General features: G+C 41.7%; 22 protein-coding genes. 10 read left to right on the plus strand and 12 right to left on the minus strand.

What is annotated here, in order from left to right; translation table 11 throughout:
- Positions 1-123: 123 nt before the first annotated feature.
- From K8O68_RS03160 to K8O68_RS03185, 6 genes are all read right to left on the minus strand, one after another.
- A complete protein-coding gene (locus tag K8O68_RS03160; protein ID WP_230895489.1) occupies positions 124-1,230 on the minus strand; it encodes a nicotinate phosphoribosyltransferase in 1,107 nt (368 codons plus the stop codon).
- Positions 1,231-1,261: 31 nt separating this feature from the next.
- Positions 1,262-1,450: a hypothetical protein gene (locus K8O68_RS03165; RefSeq protein WP_230895490.1), complete on the minus strand. Its 189-nt coding sequence runs from the start codon at positions 1,448-1,450 to the stop codon at positions 1,262-1,264.
- A gap of 216 nt (positions 1,451-1,666) precedes the next feature.
- Entirely contained in the window at positions 1,667-3,970 is a 2,304-nt protein-coding gene (locus tag K8O68_RS03170) for a DNA translocase FtsK (RefSeq protein ID WP_230895491.1), read from the minus strand.
- 123 nt (positions 3,971-4,093) lie between these two features.
- Positions 4,094-4,903: a DUF1444 domain-containing protein gene (locus K8O68_RS03175; RefSeq protein ID WP_230895492.1), complete on the minus strand. Its 810-nt coding sequence runs from the start codon at positions 4,901-4,903 to the stop codon at positions 4,094-4,096.
- A gap of 134 nt (positions 4,904-5,037) precedes the next feature.
- Positions 5,038-5,358 (minus strand): thioredoxin family protein, encoded by a 321-nt coding sequence (locus tag K8O68_RS03180; protein WP_230895493.1) that lies wholly within the window; start codon positions 5,356-5,358, stop codon positions 5,038-5,040.
- Between the two features lie 11 nt (positions 5,359-5,369).
- Positions 5,370-6,392 (minus strand): PTS sugar transporter subunit IIC, encoded by a 1,023-nt coding sequence (locus K8O68_RS03185; protein WP_230895494.1) that lies wholly within the window; start codon positions 6,390-6,392, stop codon positions 5,370-5,372.
- Positions 6,393-6,561: 169 nt separating this feature from the next.
- Between K8O68_RS03185 and K8O68_RS03190 the strand changes: the two genes are divergently transcribed.
- Positions 6,562-7,002: a YtoQ family protein gene (locus K8O68_RS03190; protein ID WP_093054933.1), complete on the plus strand. Its 441-nt coding sequence runs from the start codon at positions 6,562-6,564 to the stop codon at positions 7,000-7,002.
- 50 nt (positions 7,003-7,052) lie between these two features.
- On the opposite strand, the gene K8O68_RS03195 is transcribed toward K8O68_RS03190, so the two are convergent.
- A complete protein-coding gene (locus K8O68_RS03195) occupies positions 7,053-7,568 on the minus strand; it encodes a DUF84 family protein (protein ID WP_230895495.1) in 516 nt (171 codons plus the stop codon).
- Positions 7,569-7,723: 155 nt separating this feature from the next.
- Complete coding sequence (locus K8O68_RS03200; RefSeq protein ID WP_230895496.1) at positions 7,724-8,797, minus strand: M42 family metallopeptidase; 1,074 nt, start codon at positions 8,795-8,797, stop codon at positions 7,724-7,726.
- A gap of 226 nt (positions 8,798-9,023) precedes the next feature.
- Here K8O68_RS03200 and K8O68_RS03205 point away from each other — a divergent pair, with 226 nt between their 5' ends.
- Positions 9,024-9,347 (plus strand): PepSY domain-containing protein, encoded by a 324-nt coding sequence (locus tag K8O68_RS03205; protein ID WP_230895497.1) that lies wholly within the window; start codon positions 9,024-9,026, stop codon positions 9,345-9,347.
- A 481-nt stretch (positions 9,348-9,828) separates the two neighbouring features.
- Complete coding sequence (locus tag K8O68_RS03210; protein WP_230895570.1) at positions 9,829-12,171, plus strand: S8 family serine peptidase; 2,343 nt, start codon at positions 9,829-9,831, stop codon at positions 12,169-12,171.
- 48 nt (positions 12,172-12,219) lie between these two features.
- On the opposite strand, the gene K8O68_RS03215 is transcribed toward K8O68_RS03210, so the two are convergent.
- Together K8O68_RS03215 and trmB are read right to left on the minus strand one after the other, a co-directional pair.
- A complete protein-coding gene (locus K8O68_RS03215; protein WP_230895571.1) occupies positions 12,220-13,077 on the minus strand; it encodes a YtnP family quorum-quenching lactonase in 858 nt (285 codons plus the stop codon).
- Between the two features lie 30 nt (positions 13,078-13,107).
- On the minus strand, positions 13,108-13,746 hold the full coding sequence (gene trmB, locus K8O68_RS03220) for a tRNA (guanosine(46)-N7)-methyltransferase TrmB (protein ID WP_230895498.1): 639 nt from the start codon (positions 13,744-13,746) through the stop codon (positions 13,108-13,110).
- 193 nt (positions 13,747-13,939) lie between these two features.
- On the opposite strand from trmB, the gene K8O68_RS03225 reads away from it, so the two are divergent.
- Together K8O68_RS03225 and K8O68_RS03230 are read left to right on the plus strand one after the other, a co-directional pair.
- Entirely contained in the window at positions 13,940-14,263 is a 324-nt protein-coding gene (locus K8O68_RS03225; protein ID WP_230895499.1) for a YtzH-like family protein, read from the plus strand.
- A gap of 78 nt (positions 14,264-14,341) precedes the next feature.
- Positions 14,342-14,620 (plus strand): YtzH-like family protein, encoded by a 279-nt coding sequence (locus K8O68_RS03230; RefSeq protein ID WP_230895500.1) that lies wholly within the window; start codon positions 14,342-14,344, stop codon positions 14,618-14,620.
- 84 nt (positions 14,621-14,704) lie between these two features.
- Here K8O68_RS03230 and K8O68_RS03235 read toward each other — a convergent pair whose 3' ends face one another.
- Together K8O68_RS03235 and pulA are read right to left on the minus strand one after the other, a co-directional pair.
- A complete protein-coding gene (locus K8O68_RS03235; protein ID WP_370640479.1) occupies positions 14,705-15,511 on the minus strand; it encodes a phosphotransferase in 807 nt (268 codons plus the stop codon).
- A 100-nt stretch (positions 15,512-15,611) separates the two neighbouring features.
- A complete protein-coding gene (pulA, locus tag K8O68_RS03240) occupies positions 15,612-17,723 on the minus strand; it encodes a type I pullulanase (RefSeq protein WP_230895502.1) in 2,112 nt (703 codons plus the stop codon).
- Between the two features lie 291 nt (positions 17,724-18,014).
- On the opposite strand from pulA, the gene glgB reads away from it, so the two are divergent.
- From glgB to K8O68_RS03265, 5 genes are read left to right on the plus strand one after another with little or no spacing between them, the layout of a single operon-like run.
- Positions 18,015-19,934 carry a 1,4-alpha-glucan branching protein GlgB gene (gene glgB, locus K8O68_RS03245; RefSeq protein WP_370640475.1) on the plus strand — a complete coding sequence of 640 codons (1,920 nt, stop codon included), beginning with the start codon at positions 18,015-18,017 and terminating at the stop codon, positions 19,932-19,934.
- Positions 19,935-21,077, plus strand: a complete 1,143-nt coding sequence (locus K8O68_RS03250) for a glucose-1-phosphate adenylyltransferase (protein ID WP_230895503.1) — start codon at positions 19,935-19,937, stop codon at positions 21,075-21,077. It abuts the gene before it with no gap.
- Positions 21,078-21,093: 16 nt separating this feature from the next.
- The gene (gene glgD, locus K8O68_RS03255; protein ID WP_230895504.1) at positions 21,094-22,200 is read left to right on the plus strand and encodes a glucose-1-phosphate adenylyltransferase subunit GlgD; all 1,107 of its coding nucleotides are present in this window, start codon (positions 21,094-21,096) and stop codon (positions 22,198-22,200) included.
- Positions 22,201-22,222: 22 nt separating this feature from the next.
- Complete coding sequence (gene glgA, locus K8O68_RS03260; RefSeq protein WP_230895505.1) at positions 22,223-23,656, plus strand: glycogen synthase GlgA; 1,434 nt, start codon at positions 22,223-22,225, stop codon at positions 23,654-23,656.
- A 5-nt stretch (positions 23,657-23,661) separates the two neighbouring features.
- The gene (locus K8O68_RS03265) at positions 23,662-26,085 is read left to right on the plus strand and encodes a glycogen/starch/alpha-glucan phosphorylase (RefSeq protein ID WP_230895506.1); all 2,424 of its coding nucleotides are present in this window, start codon (positions 23,662-23,664) and stop codon (positions 26,083-26,085) included.
- Positions 26,086-26,193 lie beyond the last annotated feature (108 nt).

A 26,193-nucleotide genomic window follows, 5' to 3' on the forward strand; every position in this document is an offset into this window, starting at 1 on the left:
CCATCTTTTTATAAAAAAAGCTGCCATAAATATGACGAAATTTTGGAAACCTGATGCCTTTAACTTTCCAAAATTACAAGAGAAAAAAGCTGTTCATTGGTAAACAATTGAACAGCTTTTTGATTATTGCCCGAATGTTATTTTTTGTAAACGCGGATTTTCCCGGAGTTTTCGTCCTGCTTTCGCTTCGTGATTCCCGTTCAGCTTAACATTATCACCTGTAAAACCAATATTCACCTTAAGAAGGCTGCTGCCGACCCCGTACATATCCACCGGTGCGCCAATCCGCTCGTATCTTTCTATACGTTTAGCATCAAAGCCCCCGGAAGCCACTATCTTAACATGAGTAAACCCTTCCTCATCAAGTGCTTCCCTAAGAGCAAAAAGGAGTTGTGGATTGACTCCTCTTGGATCAAAGGTGCCGAGTACTTCCGGATGCCGGGTGAAATATTTATCAATTAAATGATTCGACGTATCGACCCGGACGCCTTCCAGGTTGTCTCCAAAGGCACGGGCCACCTTTAAAGAGTCAGTGATAACATCATTATTATAATCAACGAGAGCTAATAAATCATCATCCGGATAAGTTTCTTTATAGGCTTTTGTGGCCTCAACCACGTCTCCTTCAAACAGTTGAATCAAAGCATGAGGCATTGTTCCAATCCCTCTTTTTCCCCACCACTCATTCATTGCATGGGTTGCCTGGGCTTTTGATCCTCCAATGTATGCAGCGTAGCCATCACCGGCCTGCATCATAAAATGATCGTCCCGGTCACCCATAAATATAACCGGTTTTTCATTGCCGGAAGATTTAGCAGCTTTTACCACTTCATATACGTTAGTCGCCACAGAAGTACGCCTTGCAAAAATACCGTCAATTACTCCTTCAAGAAAACCGTAATTCTGATAAGGCCCCCTGATGGTCAGAACGGTTTCAAACGGTTCCACTTTATCGCCGTCCTCAAGCGAATGAACTTCAAGCTCATCAGGGTTTACGGCAAAGGTTTCCAATAGGGCGATCACTTCATCGGTGCCGCATAATACAGCTTGTTTTTTCTGAAAGAATTGCATAGTTACGATATTATCCGACTTGTACTTTTCTGCAATTTCTTTTGTTTTTAAAAAGTAAACAGCGGAGAACCAGCCGTCTCCCACTCTTTCATCAAATTTAAATGTTTTATTCGTCAGACGTTTAATTTTCCCTTGAAGTTTCAGATGAATTTCTTTCATTTCTAATCTCCTTGAAAATCCCTGCTTCGAATTAATGATAGAGGGTTTCTTTAGCGTATTCCTGAATCACAGCTTCCATAATTTCTGCGACATCTTCTTCATTTAATTTCTGTAGCCCGTTACGCAATACAATAGACCGGGACCTTTCTTCCATTTTCAAAAGGTGAAGCCACTGCGGAGATACGTATTGAACCAAATTTTCCAAAGATATCTGTTGCATGAGAACATCCCTCCCTGGTTTAGTTCGATCTCGCGTGAATCGTGCTAGCCGACGAAATCGAGGAATTGAATCGTGCTGTAGTGCATTCTTCGTGGTTCTTCGTTCCCTTAAAAGCTCTCACGGATCTCTTACCTTATGAAATTGTGTGGAATATTATAAACAATACATACACATTGTATAAAAAAAGAAGCTGCATGTGTAGTATTAATTATCTTTTTATATATTCTCCTCTTTATAGTCATGGTTTGTCAAATAAACTTCACGGGGTTTACTGCCTCTTTGAGGAGAGACCAATCCTCTCGCCTCCATATCGTCAATTAACCTTGCTGCACGGTTATACCCCATCCTGAAGCGACGTTGTATAAGTGAAGCTGAAGCAGCCTGCTGTTCCGCAACAAACTCACATACTTCATCAAATAGCGGATCTTCTGTTTCCATAGGCGTCTGTTCCTTTAATTCGTCTTTTTCAAACAGCATACCAGGAGCCGGAGACTTGCTGACATAATCAACTATCCGCTCTATTTCATCATCAGAAACAAAGGTGCCCTGAACTCTCAACGGCTTTGAAGAACCATTCTCCAGCATCAGCATATCTCCTCTGCCCAGAAGCTTTTCAGCACCACTTCCATCAAGGATCGTACGGGAATCTACCTGGGAAGAAACAGAGAACGCTACCCTTGTTGGTATATTTGCTTTTATCAAACCTGTTATAACGTCAACGGAAGGCCGCTGTGTAGCAACCAGTAAATGAATGCCGCACGCCCTGGCCTTCTGTGCAATCCTGCAAATTGAGTCTTCTACTTCCTGCGGTGACACCATCATTAAATCTGCAAGCTCATCCACAACAATCAGGAGGTAAGGTAAAACAGATTTCTCATTACCGGATTTTTTCATTTTTTCATTATACCGGGAGATATCACGGGCTCCTGCTTTCGCAAATTTTTCATATCTGTTTTCCATTTCACTCACAGCCCATTTGAGGCTTTTAGTTGCCTCTTTAGGGTCTGTAATTACCGGAGCCGCCAAGTGCGGCACCTCATTATAAGGAGCCAGTTCAACCATTTTCGGGTCAATTAACAATAAGCGCACCTCATCAGGGGTTGCTTTATATAATATACTTGTAAGAATGGAATTGACACACACACTTTTACCGGAACCTGTGGCCCCTGCAATCAGCCCATGCGGCATCTTTTGTAAATCAGTCACGATGGCTTCTCCTGATATTCCCATCCCCATGGCTGCACTCAATGGAGAAGTTTGCTTCTGAAAAGCGGCATCACGGAGAATTTCACTTAGATGCACAGGTTCAGCTACTTCGTTCGGCACCTCAATTCCAATAGCATTCTTTCCAGGAATAGGCGCTTCAATCCTGATTTCTCTCGCAGCAAGGCTCAGCTTTATATCATCTGAGAGATTTACTATTTTACTTACTTTAACACCTGGGTCAGGCTGAACTTCAAACCTTGTCACACTTGGTCCTTTAGTGACTTCCACTACTTTTGCTCGGATACGGAAATACTCAAACGTCTCATTCAGCTGCTGCGTTTTTTCCTCTAGCCACCGGTCATCCTCTAAAGATTTTTCTGCCGGGAGGTCAAGTAAGCTGAGAGGCGGGAATGCGTAGCTGTTCCCTTGATTAAAATGATGTGAACCTTCGCTGATTGCAGCATTTTCTGCTGTGGCGGATGTTTCAGATAAACCGGCCTCTTGACTGGTCTCGTTCAGCCCGTCTCCACGTGAACTTCTCTTTTTGTGCATCAGCCCGGCCAGCTCTTGTTCAGGATCAGAAGAATTGGCTGATGTTTCTTCCTCTTCGTGAGCCCCGCCTTCTGATCTTTCACTTCCTTGATGTTCCTGGATCTTTGGTAATCCTTTCTCATTAGGTGTGTAGTCTTTTTCTGAAGTAAAAGTCATATCACTTAACCCGTAAGAGAGGTTTTCGCTATTTGTGGATTTCGTTTCTCTCTGAACCGCCACCTCTTTTTCCTGGACGAAAGGTTTAGCCGGTTCGCTTGTCTTTTCAGTCTCCTGTATAAGTGTTTCCTCAGTATCAGCAAATCCTGCAATATCTTCATTTTTGTCTTCTTCCCGTTTTTCTTTTTTAGAATTACGCTTCTCTTCGCGTGGGTGAAACCCGTAAACAGGCGAAGGAATGGTTTGGGGTTTAAAATGTTCTCCCTGAAACTTCTTTTTAGGTTGTCTTTCGTCCTTTGCCCCTTTTTGTTCTTTTTGTTCTTTTTTCCTTGTAAATTCAGAAACATCAGGTTCTGGACCAGAGTCTTTATTTTGTTTCAATGCAGGGGGTTCGGGAGATTCGTCCTCTATGAGAGGGAAACGAAACGTTCCCTTTTTAGGATACTGGTGTATCATTTTTACATCATATTCTTCTTTATTAATAACCTGTTTATGAGGAATGTGAATCATCCTCTTTTTATTTTCAGTTACCGATTCATACTTCTCTTCATCCGGAAACATCCATTGTTTTAATTTAGAAAAATACTCGTTCCAGCTTTTTTTCATATTGATCACCTATTTTCCAATTAGAAATGCAAAATTATTATTTCAGGATAAAGAAAAAGAACCACCTGAAGGGCGATTCTTTATTATCTTACTTAATAATAACTTTTGTGAACAGATAATTCATCAATCTTTTTTCGTCTCTTTCGGCTTTTTCTGTGCAAGTATAAAGATAGGCTCTAGTTCTCCGTCCTCATACATAAACGGCAGCGCCGTAATAGGTACTCTTCCTTCCGAGAAAAACTGAAAAACCATCTGGGCAAGTACATCGTACCCGGTTTCATTTTGAATATCCCCGAAAATAAGGACATCGTGGTGAGGTACAGCTACGGTTAACTGTCCGTGAACTTTTTCGTCCATTTCTTTAAGCAGAGATTCATTCAGGATTCTGCTCGCATCGTAGCCATCATCCATACTCAGAAAATAAAAAGTATTCCCTGCCACTTTGTCCTCTTTCATCGTGTGCTTCAATGACCGTAGATTAAACTGGGCAGCTTCCTGAATTTCATTTAAGGTTTTATTATCCTTTTCAAGCATGTTTTCGTCAATCAAGGAATATGACGTTCCCTGATCCACGGCGTAAAATACTCTTGTTTCAGCGGTGTGGTCTGCAAACACTAATTTTCTTCCATCTTTTGTTTCAGTAGGAAAAGAAGTGGCCCTGATCACAGGAAAAATATGGCGCTCATTCCCTGCGAGGTTGACTTCGGCAGTTAAAAGTCTTAACCCTTCTTTAATCGTTTTCAATGTCTCCTGTAATACCTGGTCTTTATTTTCTTTCATTCTAGGGGCAAGGTTTCCTAAGTTAATTGTAACACCTTTATCTACCCGCTTATCTATAATTCTTAAAGTTTCCTGCTCTCTGTCGAAAGAAGTAACCCAGTTTTCATTATCCAGTTGTTTTTCAATTTCACGCTTTAATTGAATCGGTTTCATTAGTTCTTCCCTCCAGTACATCTGTATTTTATCATGGGAAACGATCAACTCCAATTTCTCTGCTTGTTTCAAGGCAAAGGCAGTGACCGGGCTCTCAGTAATAAAGCAGCTCGTTACGGAGCTGCTCTGCAGGATTACTTCTGTTTAGCTTCCTGTATAAAAGAATCGATTTCCTCTTTCGTTTTACGATCCTTGCTCACAAAACGGCCGGCCTCTTCACCATTTTTAAAAACAATAAAACTTGGAATACCAAAGATGTCTAACTCCTGGCACAGTTCTATAAAATCATCGCGGTTAACTTTGTAAAAACCCAATTCGGAATGCTTTTCTTCCAGTTCAGGCATCACCGGGTCTATAACTACACAGTCCGGGCACCAGCCTGCCGAAAACATCAGCACACTCCCCTTCTCCCTTATAACTTTACTGTAATGATCAAGAGATGTAATTTGTTCCATCTTAATTCCTCCTAAGATTTTTCGATTGTCATATCTCCATACTTAATTAGATTTTTTCTTCTCAGCCACTCTGAGAATAACAGACTAAGTAAAGCCGGGCCAATAAAATGAAGCAAGAGAATACTCAAAAGAACCGGAGTTCCGCTCCCCATCGTATGAACCGTCATTATTTGCCCTACAAAGCCGCTCGTCCCCATGCCTGCTCCGGCTGCGTTATTTTCCATTACAAAAACCATTGTCGCAGCGGGGCCGAGTATGGCCGCGGATAAGGTGGGCGGAATAAGAATTAATGGGTTTTTAATTACATTTGCAATTTGCAGCATGGATGTACCTATTCCTAATACCAACAGACCGGCCCATCGATTTTCCCTGAAACTGCTTACTGCAAATCCGACCATCTGGGCGGCGCATCCTACAGTCGCTGCGCCTGCTGCTACCCCTTCCAGCTCAAGCATAAAAGCGATGGCAGCGCTTGAAATAGGCGCGGTCAACGCGAGTCCCATCAGGGCTGCAACCAGTATTCCCATTACAAATGGCTGCTGCTCTGTCGCCCACATTATAAAGGAACCAAATTGCCGGATACCTCCTGCAATCGGCGGACCAATTGTTAAAGCCGTGCCGACACCAGCAGCTATTGTAACGAAAGGAGTAACGATAATATCCACTTTAGTTTCCTGGGAAACCATTTTTCCAATTTCAGTTGAAATGAGGGCTGCCAGAAAACTCCCGGCAGGTCCAGCCATTTCCCCTCCTGAAGCCCCGCTTACGAGAGCTGCAAACAGCACAAGGCGAGGCGCCCCAAGCCCGTAGGCAACAGCCGCTCCAATAGCCGGTCCGGAAAGACTCATGGCAGTCTCCCCCATCTGGACTAAAAGCTGGCCGCCCGGACGGCCCCCAAGCTGGGTGCCTGCCGTTTCCATTATCAGCCCGATAATTAACGAGGAGAACAACCCTAAAGCCATATAACTTAATGCATTAATGACGTAGTTTTGGAAAGATGGTTCAATTCCTTTTCGTTTCAGAAATTCTTTCATCAGGAACTCCTTTCACCGCTGCACACCTGCTGTCCTGCGTCTGTTCTATATCGTTTCTAATAATAACACACTCAATCAAGGGTATGCTTGCCGTGAAAAATGTTTGTTTTTATTTTTTTATTAACGGGAAAATTGTAGAATGTAAGTAATGCTGCTAAGGAGGGATAAGATGGAATTAACTGTTTATTTAGCTGGCCAAATCCATGATAACTGGCGGGAGGAAGTGAAAGAAAAAGCGAAATCTAAAAACCTCCCTGTCTCTTTTACCGGTCCTATGGAGAACCATGACCGCTCTGATAACATAGGAGAAGAGATTCTTGGGGAGCAGCCCGACAACATATACAAAGATGAAGCTGCTTCTAAAATTAACAATTTACGAACGCGAGTTTTATTGGAAAAATCTGATGTTGTTATTGCTCTTTTCGGAGAAAAGTATAAGCAGTGGAACAGTGCCGCAGATGCTGCCGCCGCTGTCGCATTAAATAAACCGCTCATACTTGTCAGACCTAAAGAGCTTCACCACCCGCTAAAAGAACTCTCGGAAAGAGCTCAGGTTACAGTAGAAAATACTGATCAGGCCCTGCAGGCTCTCTCATATATTTTTGAGTAGTGAAAGAACAACCAGCTTTCCGTTTGAAAGCTGGTTTTTTTGAATGCTTATCAGTATGTAAGAGATTTTTCATACTGCCCTTTAAGCATAAAATTTATATGAACAAACATTTGCGAACGGGTAATGTGTCCATTAGTCAGTACCCCGATTGCACCTTCTTTATTACGGGTGTCTTGCTGCTTCGTATAAATATCCATTACCTCTCCAAGTTCAAGTCCGTCCTGAAGGAGCTTTACGACAGATTCAGGCAAAGGTACTCTTGCTCCTCCGGCCAAATACAACCCGCCTTGTTCAGTGGCCAGAGCCCCCCAGTTACATAAATACAAGCCTTTATTAAGAGTCATTATTCCTCCTTCAAGACCGAGAGCTAATTTCCCATTGGTTTTGGCGATTAAATATGTTGCTCTGTTCACAGCTCCCTGCATTGTTTCTTCGTCTGAAGCAGGTTGACTCGATACGCCCGAAGGAGCCGAAACACCTCGTATTTCAAAGTCTTTACCGAATACTTCTTTGACCGATGCTATTTTAGCCGGATTTTCAGAACCGACATACAACCCTTTTTTCATCACTCCATGCCCCCTTTCTTTTTTCCAGCATCTGGGGGGTCTGACCCCTAATGTCTGAACCAAAAAATTCGCCCATAACATGCCACACCTGCTGATTACAGTCAAAAGAAAATCCCGATCAGCAGTCGGGATTTTCAGGATAAGAGAATCGTTATTTATACGTTGTCCCGGATCGTTTTTAAAGTCGTTTCGTCTGTCTGTCTTACAAGGGTGGTAATCAGTTCTTTGGCAGCGGCATAATCATCCACATGAATCATTGAAGCAGCGGTATGAATATACCTTGAGCAGATGCCTATTACTGCTGAAGGGACACCGCTGTTGGAAATATGCACCCTGCCGGCATCTGTGCCGCCCTGGGAAATAAAGAACTGGTATGGAATCTTATTCGTTTCGGCTGTATCAAGAATGAACTCTCTCATCCCCCGGTGAGTGATCATTGTGCGATCAAATATTCTTAATAATGCCCCTTTGCCAAGGTGGCCAAAAGCATCTTTCTCACCTGATGCGTCATTTGCAGGACTGGCATCGAGAGCATAAAAGATATCGGGCTTAATCATATTAGCTGCAGCCTGAGCCCCGCGCAGTCCAACCTCTTCCTGAACCGTCGCTCCTGAATATAATATATTTGGGGTCTTCTCATCTTTCAGTTCTTTTAACAGTTCAATCGACAGACCGACACCATATCTGTTATCCCAGGCTTTGGCCAGAATTTTTTTATCATTAGCAAGCGTCTCCATAGGACAAACAGGCACAATTTGCTGGCCCGGCTTAATACCGATCCTCTCCGCATCTTCTTTATTATCCGCACCGATATCAATATACATGTTCTTTATTTCCATTGGCTTATTTCTCTTTGCCTCATCTAACAGATGTGGAGGAATAGAGCCTACGACCCCCGTGACAGGGCCATTATCAGTTATAATTTGAAGCCGCTGTGCAAGAAGGACCTGGCTCCACCAGCCGCCTAAAGTCTGGAACCGGATCAGCCCTTTTTCATTTACAGACGTCACCATAAACCCTACTTCATCCATATGGCCGGCAACCATTACTTTAGGGCCTGATTCATTTCCTTTTTTAACTCCGAAAACCCCTCCAAGGCGGTCTTGGATCACTTCATCACTGTATTGTTCCAATTCTTTTTTTACATACGCCCGGACTTGATGTTCAAAACCGGGTGCCCCCGGAAGCTGTGTTAATGTTTCAAACATTTTGTATGTTTCATTGTTCATATCTTTTCAATCTCCTTCCCTGAAAATTGTTATGTAAGCTATTTTTATTTTAACGAATTGTCTGAATGGTTTCCACTTTTTTCGGCAAACGAAATAATTATCTTTCTCATGAAAATTATCTTTTATGGAAAAATTAACTGGAAGATTGGCTTTTATTATTAGTTTCGATATACTAATATTGGGAACTAGAACTACAGAAGTATATTTTAAGAAAGAGGTGTGCTTTATGGGTTGGAAACGTTTCGCAGCTGGTGTTGGCGCAGGGGTCGCAGTAACTATACTGGCTAAAAATCAATTGGAAAAGACAGATGGAAAATTATCACCGGAAAAAGCACTGAAATCAGTAAAACGAAAAACGACACATCTTGGAACCATTGAAGGGTCATGGGTACATATGATTACCGAGGAGTTTGAACAGGACCAGCTCGTCTATGATGTTTACCGGGGCGGGATTACATGTTCAGAGGAGAACGGTAAAATGGCAGCCTATGAATTCTTTGTAGATGCTTCAACTGGTGCAGTCCTCGCTTTAAATAAACAGGAAGATTAACTCTCTTTTCTCCTGCCGGAGTTTTCCGGCAGGCTTTTTTATTCAAAAGACCCGCATTTAATTAAACCCTTCGGCCTATTTCTTTTTTTCACTATTTAATATCCTCCCTTAATATTTAATTTTCTTCGTTCTCTTCAAAACTTTTTTTCATTTCTCCCTTAAATATTTCATTTTTTTATTTATTTTTCAGAACTTTCATACTATACTAACCTTTCATTCCAGTCATAAAAAAATAGCCCTAAAGACCCTTAAAGTTGTCATATCAGTATTTCTATAAATTTGTTATAGTTTGTAAAATTCAGAATAATAATCCAATTGTTTCAAGAAAAAAATCTCGTTTTACGAAATAATTTATAGAGAGGGTTTTCCAGCTCTCGTATACATAACCAATTTCTGGAGGTGACTTTTTTATTCAGTTTCCGTCAAAAAATATTTAGGAGGGGTCTTTTTGAAAAGTTTTTTACAGAAAAAAGCAGCTTTAATGATCATGGTTCTGGTGTTGCTGGCATCCGGCTTTACTCAGACTGGACAAGCGTCGGGACAAAAATCAGAGAGTCTTGGAGAACTAAAAGGAAGCTATGATTTTAATTCTTCTGAAGAGATTACAGTAATGGTTCAGCTAGATGAACCTTCTATAACTGAAGCGAAACATAAAGGGGTCGCACAATCTGAAGCTAACCTGAAAAAAAGCCGCGAGCAGTTAAAGAGCGACATTGCAGCTCTTATTCCAGACAGTGAAGTCGAAAGAGAATACGACCATTTATTTTCAGGTATCGCGTTAACTTTATCTGAAAAAGAAGTGCTGCAGCTAACTGAATTGGACGGAGTTCAGGCGGTTTATCCGTCTGTGACTTACCAGGCTACCGAATTTTCTCCTGAAGAAATTTCTAATGAGGAGTTTTCTCCTGAAATGATGGACAGTGCTCCTTTTATTGGAGCTGATGAAGCTTGGGAAAGCTTAGGAATTACAGGTGAAGGTGTCACAGTAGCCATCATTGATACAGGGGTTGATTATACACACCCTGACTTGGCTCATGCTTTTGGAGACTACAAAGGTTATGACTTTGTCGATAACAATGACGATCCGCAGGAAGGGGAAGGTCAGTACCACGGTACGCATGTAGCAGGGACCGTTGCTGCTAATGGAAACATTAAAGGGGTTGCACCTGACGCCAGCCTGCTTGGCTACCGTGTTCTTGGACCGCAGGGCGGTACGACAGCTGATGTCGTAGCAGGAATTGAATTAGCTGTTAAAGACGGAGCTGATGTCATGAACCTGTCTTTAGGAAATACAGTAAACGACCCTGACTGGGCTACTTCTATCGCTCTTGACTGGGCAATGGCTGAAGGCGTAGTAGCTGTAACTTCAAACGGAAACAGCGGGCCAGACAACTGGACTGTCGGTTCTCCTGGTACGAGCCGTGAAGCCATCTCAGTTGGCGCCACACAGCTTCCTTATAATCTTTACGAAGCTGACCTTTTTACAAGTGACGGTGTTGAGTATCCGACAGCAAAAGTCATGGGCTTCGATGAAGATGAGGAGCTTCTGGCATTGGATGGAGAAACGTATGAATTTGTCGATGCCGGCCTTGGCAGAGTTGGAGACTTTGACGGCGTAAATGTAGAAGGCAAGATCGCTTTAATTAAGCGTGGGGAGATTGCTTTCGTTGATAAGGCTGAGAACGCCGCTGCTGCAGGAGCTGTGGGGGCAGTTATCTACAATAACACTGAAGGCGAAATGCCGTTCGTTATTCCTGGTATGGCTGTGCCAACACTAAAGCTGGACGATGTGGATGGCCAGAAAATGGTTGAAGAATTAGAAACCGGAAACAATGAAGTCACTTTTGATATTCAATTTGACCGGGAAGTTGGAGAAACGGTCGCTGATTTCTCTTCCCGCGGTCCAGCTTATGCCACGTGGATGATTAAGCCTGATGTGTCTGCACCAGGTGTCGATATTGTAAGCACATTCCCTGGAGAAAGTTATGCCTCTTTACAAGGTACAAGCATGTCAGCGCCTCACGTAGCAGGAGCTGCAGCACTTTTATTAGAGAAAAACCCTAACTGGGGAACTGATAAAGTCAAAGCTGCGTTAATGAACACAGCTGAATCCATTTATGACGAGAATGGGAATGTTTACCCATTTAATACTCAGGGAGCCGGCAGTATCCGAGTGGTTGAAGCTCTGACTGCTGAAACGCTTGTAAGCCCTGGATCATATTCTTTCGGCGTCTTCGATAAAGAAAAAGGCCGCCAGACAGAAAGACAGCATTTTGAAGTCATGAATTTGTCTGATGAAAGAAAAAGATACTCAATTGACGTAGACATCTATGATGGAGATAACCATATTAGAGTCAATACGAGTAATAACCTGAATGTTAAAGCAGGGGGAAGCCAGAAAGTTAACATGAACGTTCAAGTGAACGCAGGCGCCCTTGAACCTGGCTATTATGAAGGAATGATCACTCTTTCCCGAGGTAATGAAGTGATTGAAGTGCCTACCATTCTGTTTGTGATGGATCCTGATTACCCTCATTTAAGCTACGGCGGAATCACTTCTGTCACTGAAGATGGAAACATAGAGTTTTATATGAACCTTAACCGTGATGTGGATTATGCAGAAATGTATATCTTCACTGCCGGATTTGCTCCTGTAGCATATGTTGATACATTCGGCCCTCTCTCTCAGGGAGACCACGATTTAACATTGGATGCTTCGGGCGTTTATAATAACCTTGATGCTGGCGACTATGCACTTGTGGCCTTCATAGGCAAGGGAGATGCTGAAGAAGGATTCGTGATTGGTAACTTCACAAAAGAGTAAGCTAATCAAAAAACTGCTCCTGGGCTTTAAGGCCCTGGAGCAGTTTTTCTATTCGTTGCTTCGGTTTCTTTCAACACTTCCCAGTAATTCTTTCCCTGACTTGTCCCATCTGACCGCTCTGTATTTATAGTCATGATAGAAAATAAACCAGGATTCTTTTTCAATTGCAGGCAGAACGTATTCCTGTTTTTTTGCTATCGAATCCATAGGGTAATCATCATAGGCGAGTACCCACAGGACATTCTGATGAGCATGAGTGGGCATAATATCCGCCATATGCCAAAGCTCTTTGCCGCCTCGTGAAATATGAAGAATACAATGGCCGGCACTGTGGCCCCCGGTATGAATAAGTTTTATGCCCGGAACGGCTTCATAATCAGTTTTAAACGTTTCGACCTGACCGGCAATGCCTTCCCGGTTTTCTTTAAAATACGTATTTTTAGATCTAATACTAGGATGCCTCATTTCTTCCCACTCTGTCTCCTGCACACGTATGACAGCGTTTTGGAAAGCAGAGACCAGCTCGTCATCTTTCCATACAGTCAACCCGCCGGCATGGTCAAAGTGCATATGTGTCATGAGGACTTCATCTATGTCATTTCTTGTTAATTCTAATTGGCCCAGGCATTCATCCAGCTTAGCTTCCTGTGTAATGCCAAAGTTTTTCTTTGCTTTCTCCGACAGTTTGCCGTTGCCTATTCCTGACTCTAATAAAATATTCTTTCCATCAGCTTGAATGAGGAGAGGATCGCTCCTTAATTCAATTTGATTGTTCTCATTTGCAGGATATTTTCTGGACCAGAGAGGCTTTGGCACCACACCGAACATAGCTCCTCCATCCATATGTGTTACACCTCCGTTTAACCATGTCAGTGTCACACCATCTCCCACTTTGAACTGTTCCATTGCCATATCCATCCCGCCTTCCGAAGATTATTATCTTAAGCTTGCTTCCAGCCGGTAAATCCTCATTCCTTTTTTTGAAAATTTTTCTTCGTATTCTGTCATGATATTGCCCTCTATGTCACTGTTATGTAAGTCTAGACTTACATTGTTAAGCTGGAACCCGAATTGAGTCATACTCTCAAGAGAGTATTCAAACAGCCCTTGGTTATCTGTTTTGAAGTGAATTTCTCCATCCTCTTTTAAAACATCTCTATATTTAACTAAAAAATTATCATGCGTTAACCTTCTTTTGGCGTGCTTATTTTTAGGCCATGGGTCAGTAAAGTTAATATAAAGCCGGTCCACTTCTCCCTCTTCAAAAAAATCAGTCAATTCTTGGACATCTTCCTGAAGTAAAAGGACATTCGAAACCGGATTTTCTAAAACCCGCTCCACCCCTGTCACAATCACACTCTCATATTTTTCTATACCTATAAAATTAACTTCTGGATGAGCCCTTGCCATTTCTGTCACAAAACGCCCTTTCCCGCTGCCTGCCTCTACATGCAAAGGGCTGTCATTACCAAACTTTTCTTTCCATCTTCCATGCCACCCGGCCGGTGAACTTTCTACTATTTCCGGATGTGATTCTAAAAAATCCTCGGCCCAGGGCTTATTTCGTAAACGCATATCAATTTTCACACTCCATTATTATCCATCATCTAAAACTACAAAATAAGAATATCATAAAAAATCAATTACGTCAGACGGCTTTTAATAAATAAAAATTTAAAATGTATAGAATTATGTGTAAATTTTCCAGCAAAGGGAACATAATAACAAGATATTTGCTGAAACTCACTTTTTAAAGGAGGAATTAAATATGGTCAGTTATCAGATTCTGGAGCAATTACAATCACTTGTAAAACAACTGAAAGAAAAGGAAGAGGGTACTAAAGATGAAATTAATAAAATAGAAGGAATAATAAAAAGTTTAAAAGAAGAACCACTAAACGACAATTTTTCAGGGACGATCCAGGAGATTGACGCTTTTATAGAAACTGCAAAAGAAAGCAAGGAAACGAATGAACTAATTAAATATCACAAACTGAACCTCTCCCGTTGGACAGAAGAGTTATCATTATTAATTGACGGAGGCGGAAAGGTTACTTTTGATTATGAACAGCGTAAAGGAAGAGAAATTTAATTTGTTTGTATAAAATTTCTGTTTTTCCACATCCTTTGTCCATAGGAGACTCTTTCTAATGGAAAGGATGATTAATGAATGTCTATCAGTTATCACCATCAACTTGAGCTTTTAAAAGACATACTTGAAAACCAGCAAAGCGAGCATTACGGATCCCATGATGAATTTCACCAGCTGCAGAGTCTGGTCAATTCCCTAATGCAAAACGGGGCTATATCGGCAGAACTCAAAGAATTACTGCTGTCCGTTGAGCAATATGCTTATCAGCACGATAAAGAAGGCCAGCATTCAACTGTCTCTTCTGCTGAGTTAAATTCATGGATTCAACAGGTCGACAGTATAAACCGTACTGAGTAGTCATTACAGATAAATATGCCTCTAAAAAAATATACGACAAAAAAGAACCTGGGCATAAATCACACCGTGATTGCCAGGTTCTTTTTAACTCGTATGATGGCCTGCTTCATGAAGAATAGTGTTTAATAGTTCCGACCACTTAGCAATATCATTAAATTCATTTCGCTGCCAGTACCAAAGAATATTTTCAATACACTGGCCTACCATATACCATTGCATACGTTTAACGAGAGCTTCTGTGATATCGACACCATAAGTGCCAAGCCAGGATCCCCAGTCTTTCTTCGGAATATAAACGTATAATAATGGGGCTAAATCCAAAGCAGGATCAGCAACCTGGGCACAATCCCAGTCAATTAAATAAAGATGGTTTTCACTGTTGCTGATCCAGTTATTATGGTTAACATCTGCATGACAAACCACATAATTATCCTCACTATATTCAGGCAGATTATCCTCCAGCCATTTTAAGGCATCCTTTACGAAAGGGTCTTGTATATTAATTTCAGCGCTTTTTCTGCTGACTTTATAATGAATGTGCTCAGGTGTCAGCGGATGGTTTCCCATTCTCTTGAACATATCAAGTAAATCCCTGGACTGATGGATCTTGGATAATAAAGAGGCTACACGATCATTGTTCATCTCGTAAGATTTTAATTCTCGCCCGTCCACCCACCGCTGAGCAGTGATCACATCTCCGTTTTCAAGGCGTTTTGTCCATAATAGTTTAGGAACAATCCCTTCCGCGGAAAGAACGGCCAAAAACGGTGAAGAATTACGTTTTATAAATATTTTCTGATTCCCTTGTTCAGCAATATAAGCCTCACCGGTAGCACCACCGGCAGGCCGAAGCTGCCACCCTTCACCCATGAAATGTTCCAATCGTTTCACCCTCATTTTCATTCATAGCTTTAATCCTATGTCTAATCTCTGCTTCTCTACAGGATTAAAAGTCTTTTACTATTGTAAATAAGATTTGCTGTTTCTTCAACTAAAGTCGTGATTTTTTTGTGACGATCAGCTCATAAGGTTCCACTTCTGTAAATTCCCCTTTAATAATAGTGTGTGACCGGAAATCCTTTCCTTTACTGGACAAAAGTATTTCCCAGCTTCCTGGAGATGGGAGTTTCAGCTGATAACGTTTTTTTGTTGGATTTACAAACACACAAAAGTCGTATTCCTTCCCAAGCAGCGTATATCCAAATACAGGTGCTGGTGTCGCAAGCACATGAAGCCGCCTGGTTATTTCAGGGGCCGATCTTATTCTAAAAACAGGATATTTGTTCCGGATAGTTAATAAGTCCCTGACATATTGAATATGTTCATTATTTAATTCTCTCTCCATCCAATCCAGATGATTTACCAAATCGCCGGAAATATAGCTGTTTCCATCTCCATTTTTCGAACGGAACCATTCCTGCCCCGCATGGAGAAACGGGATGCCCTGGCTCAGTACCGTCAACCCTGTCGCCAGTTTGTGCATTTCCATCCTGTCTAACTCATTCTCATGGGAATTAGTGATTAGCAGCCGGTCCCATAGTGTATGGTTATCATGGCATTCCACATAATTAACCGTTTGCGTTACGTCTTGAACGAAAGGAGGGTGGCCTTCTCCGCTCATGCATGACCCTTTAACAAGGTGGGACAGCCTTTCAATAAACCTCCCCTTTCCATTAATGTAACCATAGTCATCAAAATCAAACAGGCTGCCCTTTAACGAATCGCGAAATAAGTCGTTAAAGAAACGAACATCCGGGATAAGCCCAGACTGGAAATTTGTTGCCTTTCTTGTTCTTTCAAGCGCAGTTGGCAATTCCCATCCTTCTCCTAAAAGCATGATAGGCCTGTTTTCTTCCTTGCACCGTCTTGAAATCTCTTTCATCGTGTCAATATCCATAGCTCCCATTAAATCAAATCTGAACCCGTCTATCCGGTACTCTGACAACCAGAAATCGACTGTATCCAATATTAACTTTTTTACCATGTTTCTTTCAGTTGCTAAATCGTTGCCGACACCCGTCCCATTGCTTAACGAGCCATCAAGGTGATAGCGGAAATAATAGCCGGGTACAAGCTTCTCCAACGGTGATTCTTCCATAATAAACACGTGGTTGTAGACCACATCGATGATGACTGAAAGTCCTTTAAGGTTAAAGGACTTAATTAATTCCTTCAGCTCGGTTATCCTATTATACGGATTTGCCGGGGCCGTACAGTAACTCCCTTCAGGAACCTGATAAAATAAAGGATCATATCCCCAGTTATACCCGCTTTCAGGTTTGTAATCATCCACTCTTGCGAAATCATTGACGGGAAGCAGCTGAACGTGAGTGACTCCCAACTCTGAAATGTAATCAAGACCCGTCGTATACCCATTACCTGTTTTTGTCCCTGGTTCAGCCAGCCCTGTATACTTTCCTTTAGCAGCCGCCCCGCTCTCCTTATGGATCGTAGCGTCCCTTATATGGATTTCATAAATTGAACTGTCCTGTAAATGTTCTAATTCAGGTTTAGGGTACGTGCGAAAGTGCTCCGGGTCTGTTTTCCCAAGGTCAGCCACAACTGCTGAGGTGCTGTTAGCTGTTAAAGCCTTAGCATAAGGATCAGATGCTTCTATCACTTTCCCATTGACTTTTGCAGAAAATGAGTACAACACACCTTCACAATTCCCAGCCACTGTATGTTCCCAAACGCCATTACCTTTCTTGTTCATAGAATAGGAGATTCCGTTAAGATTAAGGCTCATTTCGACAGCCACCGGACTCCATACTCTGAAAGTCGAATATTCCGGCTGGTAAGTTGCTCCAAGAATTTCCTCCGAAGCATTAAATAAATCGTCAAACCATTTTGTCCGGACTACTTTACCCGCATATACGGGAGCAATAACCTCTTTACATTCCAATTCCATTTCTGTTCCGAGAGGCAGATCCTCTGTAGAATGCAAGATTACCCGATTCACATCCACGTGATGGGCATATAAAGGAATGAGTATATTCTTTCCCTTAATAACCGCCGCATCGCCTGAATGGATTGACCGTCCGGCCCCCTCTCCTTTCAGCTCGACACATTTCCGATCTTCTATCCATGCTGTCATACGATCCATGGTGCATCCCTCATTTCTAATCCTAACCTTTATTCAAACGAACTTTGAAAAGCAGTATTTTCTATTATACCTTATCCGTAATTAAGTACAATCTTCATGAAAGCCCTTACTTTATAATTGTTCGAAAATAAGTTGAAAAACTCACACAATTTTTACAATTTTTAAGTTATATTAAAGGAACCTGGCATAATAAAAGAGAACTAGTATAACACGGTGCTACTCATATTTATTCTCTTGCACATTGATGTGCGTCAATTTTTCAGGTCATTTTTTTAAGAAAGGAACATGTTGATGGATTATAACCTGTCACCCCAAGATATTTACTTATTTCATCAGGGAACCCATTACCACAGCTACAAGCTCCTGGGCTGCCATGAAATCAAATGGAAAAATAGAAAAGGCTATCGCTTCGTTGTATGGGCTCCAAACGCATCCGCTGTTTCTGTAGTCGGAGATTTTAATGACTGGGACGGTTCGGACTCTCCATTAAAACGTGTAAATAAAGAAGGCCTCTGGGCAGTTTTTTTAACTGACATTCCACCAGACAGCCCATATAAATACGAAATCATCCATGCCAGCGGGAAACGAAGGTTAAAATCTGATCCCTACGCAGCCCAATCGGAACTGCGCCCTGCCACTGCCTCATTAACTCCGGGCAATGCCCCCCCTTATAAATGGAAGGATAAAAAATGGCAGGAAACCAAAAAACTCTATAACCCATACAAATCTCCTGTAAATATTTACGAAGTCCACTTAGGCACATGGAAGAAAAAGCCTGACGGCAACCTGTACACATACAGGGAACTCGCAGATGAACTCATCCCGTATGTGAAAGATTTAGGATATACGCATATCGAAATCATGCCCATCAGCGAACACCCCTATGATCTTTCCTGGGGTTACCAGATCACAGGGTATTATTCGGTAACGAGCCGTTACGGCAAACCTGATGACTTTAAATATTTTGTAGACCAATGTCATCAGGAGGGACTCGGCGTTATTTTAGACTGGGTGCCCGGACATTTCTGTAAAGACGATCACGGCTTGAGACAGTTTGATGGAGAGCCGCTTTTTGAATATGCCGATCCCAGAAAGTCTGAAAAGACATCATGGGGAACTCTCACATTTGATTTCGGCCGTCAGGAAGTCCAAAGTTTTCTGATCTCTAATGCAGTCTACTGGCTAAAAGAATTTCACATAGACGGAATCCGCGTCGACGCAGTAGCAAGCATGCTGTCTTTAAATTTTGATAAAAACGAAGATGAAGAAAAAGTCTACAATTCGTATGGAGGAGACGATCACCTTGAAGCGTTTGCTTTTATAAAGAAACTGAACCAGATCGTGTTCGAATACTTTCCTTCTGTCTTAATGATGGCTGAAGACAGTTCTGATCTCCCCTTAGTAACTGCCCCCACACACAGCGGTGGACTTGGTTTCAATTTCAAATGGAATATGGGCTGGATGAATGACATGCTTGAGTATATGGAGCATGATCCTCTTTACCGGAAATGGCACCATAATTTATTAACTTTTTCATTTATGTATATTCACACTGAAAACTTTGTGCTGCCTCTGTCACACGATGAAGTGGTGCATGGTAAACGCTCGCTGTTAAATAAGATGCCCGGAGACCAGTGGCAGCAATTTGCAAACCTGCGCCTGTTATACGGCTATATGATGGCTCATCCCGGGAAAAAACTCTTATTTATGGGAGGTGAGCTGGGCCAGTATGCAGAGTGGAAAGATAAAGAACAATTAGACTGGCATTTAACTGATTATCCATTTCATCACAGTATGTTTACCTATGTAAGAGAACTGAATAAATTTTATCAATCTCAACCTGCTCTTTTTGAACTGGACCACGACCCTGAAGGCTTCAAGTGGATTGACCCTCATAACATTGATCAAAGTACAGTCGCTTTTATAAGACAGGGCAAGCAGGACAGCGATCAGTTAATTATTATTTGTAATTTCACTCCTAATGTTTATTACGATTATAAAGTAGGCGTCCCCTCTCCGGGAACATATGAAGAAATATTCAACTCCGATTCTGAAAAATTTGGCGGTTCCAATCAGATTAGTGCAGACAAGCATTTTAGTTTTTCTGATAAGTGGCACAGTTTTGACAACCATATTAAAATCAGCATCCCCCCATTAGCTGTAGCCATTTATAAAAAAATAGATAAAGAAAAAATTGAGGAGGAATCTTAAATGTCAAAAGAATGCGTTGGAATGCTCCTTGCAGGCGGGGAAGGCAAACGGCTCGGTTTGCTTACTAAAAATCTGGCTAAGCCTGCAGTCCCGTTTGGCGGCAAATACAGGATTATAGACTTTACATTAAGCAATTGTACAAATTCAAAAATTCATACCGTCGGTGTTTTAACCCAATATTCACCCATGGTATTAAATAAGCATATAGGAATCGGGAAACCTTGGGATTTGGACCGTCAACACGATGGTGTATCCATTTTGTCGCCCTTTACTGCCCAAAAAGGAGGCAGCTGGTATAAAGGGACGGCCGATGCTATCTCCCAAAATATGCAATTTATTGATCAGTTTGACCCTGAATATGTCCTTGTCATATCAGGCGACCATATTTACCAGATGAATTATCAGAGGCTTATTGACCATCATAAAGAAAAACAGTCAGAAGCAACCATCTCAGTCATAGAGGTGCCGTGGGATGAAGCTTCACGTTTCGGTATATTAAATACTAAAGAAAACCTTGAAATATATGAATTTGATGAAAAGCCCCAAAACCCTAAAAGTAACTTGGCGTCAATGGGAATTTATATATTTAACTGGAAAACGCTGCGCAAGTACTTAATAGACGATGAAGCATCAGACAGTTCAAGTCATGATTTCGGGAAAGATATTATCCCCGCTATGCTTAATGACGGCTTACGCTTGTTCGCTTACCGTTTCCAGGGGTACTGGAAAGATGTCGGAACAATTAAAAGTTATTGGGAAGCGAACATGGACTTATTGGAAGAAGATTTATCCCTGTCTTTAAACTCCAAGGAATGGCGGACTTACTCTCACGATTCCAACTATCCGCCGCAATTTATTGAGCCTAATGCAGAGATAGATAATTCTCTCGTTAATTCAGGGTGCTGGATCAGCGGAATCGTCAAAAATTCCATTTTATTCGAAGGCATAGATGTGGGTGAAAATACCTTAGTTAAAGAATCTATCTTGCATCCCAGCGTGAAAGTCGGCAACAACTGCACCATAAACAGGGCAATAGTTATGGAAAAAGTAACTATACCTGACGGGACCGTTATTAATGGCGAAGAGTATGATGAACCTGTCGTCGTAAATTCAGAGAACATTGAAAAATTTGTAACGGAATAATAAAGGAGGCTGCCATATGGATTCGTTAATGGGATTAATTAATATTGAACATGAATATGACTTTTTGGAAGAACTGACTTATTTCAGGTGTGGTTCTGCTGTTCCTTTTGCCGGACGCTACCGTTTAATCGACTTTACTCTTTCAAATATGGTGAATTCAGGCGTAGGAGAAGTAGCTATTTTCAGTAATAGAAAGTACCGTTCACTTATGGACCACTTAGGAACAGGCTCAGACTGGGAACTGGCCAAACGGCACGGAGGCTTGTTCATCCTTCCTCCGGACTGGAATGATCCAACCGATATTTCACGGGGAGATTTACGTCATTTCCATAATAACCGGGATTACTTCCACCGTTCAAAAGCTAATCACGTGATAATCAGCGGAAGCCAGTTCATTTCAAACGCCCGGTATGAGAAAGCTTTCAATCATCACCTTGAAAACGATGCGGATGTTACGTGCATCACTACCAGGGTAAATCAATTTAAGCCTGAACATGTTTCCCAACTCCGGGTAGAGCATGATGAGGACGGAAAAATCCATAATTTAACTAACGACCAGCAAAACCCCCACGTGTTTACAGGGGTGTATATTATCAAAAAAGATGTGTTAATGAAACTGGTTGACGAATGTATCGCCTATCATAAAGACCATTTCTTCTTTAACGGAATAAAGGAAAACCTTCACAGGCTGAATGTCCAGTTTTACCGTTACGAAGGCTACAGCGCTTTTGTAAATTCCATAGAAAGCTTTTTCAGACAGAATATGAATTTACTTCGTCCTGAAAATTATAAAGCTCTCTTTTTTAAAAACCAGTTTGTGCGAACAAAAATCAGCAACGAACCGCCGGTTAAGTATAGAAAAGGAGCGAAGGTATCCGACTCCATGCTTGCAAATGGTTCAGTTATAGACGGTGAAGTCACGGGAAGTATATTATTCAGAGGCGTTAAAGTAAGAAAAGGAGCGCAAGTAAAGAATTCAATAATTATGCAGCGCTGCACAATAGAAGAAGGCGTTCGTCTGGAAAATGTCATTCTTGATAAAGACGTCCATATATCCGCCGGCCAAACCTTTATAGGATCAAGAGAAAAACCATTTGTTGTAGCTAAACGTAAAAACATTTAAATAAAAGGAGAAGAGATTCAGGATGAAAAAAATATTATTTGCTGCTTCAGAATGTACCCCTTTTGTAAAGACAGGAGGGCTGGCCGATGTTATTGGATCTCTTCCCCAGGCCCTCCAGAGTGAAGACCTTTGCGAAGTCAGGGTCGTTCTGCCCTTATATGATGAAATATCATCGGAATGGACAGAACAAATGGAAAAAACAGCTGATTTCCAAGTACAGGTCGGCTGGCGCTCTCAGGAAGCCTCCCTTTATGAACTAAATCATGAGGGAGTCACCTATTACTTTATCGGAAATGATTATTACTATACAAGAAAAGGGATATATGGCTATTACGATGATGGTGAAAGGTTTGTTTTCTTCAGCAGAGCTGTGATTGAAGCCCTTCAGCATATTGATTATGAACCAGACGTTTTACACGGACATGACTGGCAGACCGGTTTAGCCGTAGCCTTTGCAAAAATATTTCATCCCGGCAATTTAAAAACAGTTTTTACCATCCATAATATCAAATACCAGGGGCTCATGCCTCACCATGCTTTTAATGATCTTATTCAGCTTCCTTTAGAACACTTCGGAGGGTTTGAATGGAATGGGATGATTAATTGCATGAAAAGCGGAATCTTTCACGCTGACAAGATAACGACAGTAAGTCCCAGCTATGCCGAAGAAATTAAGGATCCTTTCTATGGAGAAAGCCTCCATCCCCTTCTCAGAGAAAGAGATGCTGATTTATCAGGTGTAATTAACGGGATTAATGCTGAAGATTATAATCCGATGAAAGACCCTAACATTCCAGTTAATTACAGTCATTCGCGGGTAAAAAAGAAAGAAAACAAAGAAGCGCTTCAGGAGGAACTGGGACTGCATGTCAATCGTGACATTCCTGTATATATCGCCATATCAAGGCTGGTCGAACAAAAAGGGTTCCACCTGCTTGAAAGAATATTGGACGAGTTTTTACAACAGGAGGTCCAGGTCATAATCCTTGGTACGGGAGAGTATGAATTTGAAGAGTCTTTTAAACACCTGGCATGGAAGCATCAGGGTAAAATGGCGACTCTGCTTAAATTCGACGAAGGGACTGCCCGTAAGCTTTATGCAAGTGCCGATTTCTTTCTTATGCCATCTAAATTTGAGCCGTGCGGCCTGTCCCAGCTTATTGCTCTCCGGTATAAGACGGTTCCGATCGTGCGTGAAACAGGCGGCTTAAAAGATACGGTCCAGCCTTTTAATGAAATAACAGGCGAGGGCAACGGATTCAGTTTTACTAATTACAATGCTCATGATTTATTATCAGTTATGAATTATTCTTTAAGTATTTATCACCAGCCCGACCTTTGGAATAAACTTATTAAAAATGTAAATAAAAGCCAGTTCAGCTGGAAAGAATCTGCAAAGGCTTATGCCGGCATCTACAGCGGTCTGACTGAAACAGAAACTGCACCCGAGGAGTGAACGTAATGAACCAATACAGCAAAGAGGCTTTTATTAATCTTCTGGAAAATAAGCTGACTCGTCAACGCCGAAAATATCTGGAAGATGCTACCGACAAAGACCTATATTATGTTATCTCCTCTATTGTTAAAGATGAATTGATCCCTAAATGGCTGGATACTCAGGAAAGATATCAGCAAAACGAAACAAAGCAGGTTTTTTATCTTTCTATGGAATTTTTGATCGGCCGGCTCCTTGAAACCAACCTGTTAAACTGCGGTCTTCTTGATACGTGCAAGGAAGCTTTGCTTGAACTTGGAAGGAATCCTGAAGAGGTCTTTAAACATGAACATGATGCTGGCTTAGGGAACGGCGGCCTGGGCAGGCTGGCCGCCTGTTTCCTCGATTCCATCGCTTCCTTGAGTTACGCCGGCCACGGCAGCGGTATCCGTTACAGATACGGCCTTTTCGAACAGAGGATCATACACGGGAACCAGATTGAGCTGCCTGATTACTGGCTCAAAGAAGAGTATCCATGGGAAACAAGAAAAGCTGATGAAGCAGTAGAAGTTCAGTTTGGAGGCAAAGTACACCTCCATCAAAAACAAGATGGGAAATTTGAAGCAAGCTATGAGCAGACTGACAAAGTAATGGCTGTTCCTTATGATGTGCCGGTTTCCGGCTATCAGAATAACGTGGTCAACACTTTAAGGCTCTGGAGTGCTGAAATTTCTCCTGAAACATCCGATTTCCTGTCCGGTCCTAATTCCCAGTATTACCACCATCTCGATCATACCCATTCGGTAGAACAAATTTCGGGATTTTTGTACCCGGATGATTCAAGCTTTGAAGGAAAAGAATTGAGGTTAAAACAGCAATATTTCCTTGTATCGTCTACTATTCAGGGAATTATAAAGAAATTTAAGACAGAATATGATCTTCCGCTGTTCTCGATGGCTGAAAAAATTGTTATTCAAATTAATGATACACATCCCAGTCTCGCGGTTCCTGAACTGATGCGCCTCTTAATGGACGAAGAAGAGTTTGAGTGGGATGAGGCATGGAAAGTAACGACAAACGTCATAGCGTATACGAATCATACAACTTTAAGTGAAGCTTTGGAGAAATGGCCTGTCTCAATGATTCAAAACCTCCTTCCGAGAATTTATATGATCATTGATGAAATAAATGAGCGCTTTTGCCAGGGTATCTGGTTTGACCACGAGGAACTGCGTGAGAAAATTCCGGAACTTGCGATTATCGCCGATGACCAGGTACATATGGCCAGGCTGGCTATCGTCGGAAGCTTCAGCGTCAATGGGGTAGCGAGAATCCACACTGAAATTCTTAAAAAGAAAGAAATGAAGGATTTCTACACCCTTTTTCCTTCCCGTTTTAATAATAAAACTAACGGAATCACTCACCGGCGCTGGCTCCTGCAGGTCAATCCGTGTCTGTCCCGGGCCATAACTGATGTCATAGGCCCTCAATGGATAAAACAACCGAATAAATTGATCAGTTTGCTGCGTTATTCGAATGATAAACCATTCCTGGAGAAAATTGACCGCGTGAAACAAAAAAATAAGCAAACCCTTGCTAATTTAATTCATGAAAAAACAGGGTTCACTGTCGACGAAGAATCTATTTTCGATGTCCAGATAAAACGGCTGCATGAGTATAAACGGCAGTTACTGAATATCTTTCATGTTATTTACCTTTATAATGAGTTAAAGGATAACCCTTCACTTGATCTGACACCAAGAACATTTATCTTCGCAGCGAAGGCAGCTCCGAGCTACCATCTGGCAAAAGAAGTGATTAAGCTGATCCATCACGTCGCCTCCATTGTGAATCATGATAAGTCTATCAATGATAAACTGAAGGTCATTTTCCTTGAAAATTATAACGTGAGCCTCGCCGAAAAAATAATACCAGCAGCAGATATAAGTGAACAGATCTCTACAGCGAGTAAAGAGGCCTCGGGCACAGGAAACATGAAAATGATGATGAATGGTGCAATCACTCTGGGGACACTTGATGGAGCAAACATTGAAATTAAAGACCTTGTGGGAGAAGACAACATATTTATCTTTGGGCTGAATGCCGAAGAAGTTTTAGATTATTACCAGAATGGAAATTACGTAGCTAAGGATATCTATCATACTGACGACCGTGTAAAAAGGATCCTGGATCAGTTAAATCATGGAGAGTTCGGTGCTGAAGAAATTGAATTCAAAGATATTTTTTATAATATACTTTATCATAATGACCCATACTTCGTCTTAAAAGACTTTGATCCTTATATTGAGTCACATGAATTAGTCGAACGGGCCTACAGGGATAAACAGACGTGGCAGAAAATGAGCGTCACTAATATTGCTTACTCGGGAAAATTTTCCAGCGACAGGACGATCAGAGAATACGCCTCCGAGATATGGAAATTAAACTGAAATCAGAGGCTGAACTAATAAAGTGGCAAGCTCTTCCCTTCTGAAGGACGGGCCGCAGGAGCCCGGGGCTTGCACTCTGGAAAATGTCCGAATGTTACCGGCAGATAT

Source organism: Salipaludibacillus sp. CUR1 (assembly GCF_021028955.1).
Taxonomy (GTDB): Bacteria; Bacillota; Bacilli; order Bacillales; family Salisediminibacteriaceae; genus Salipaludibacillus.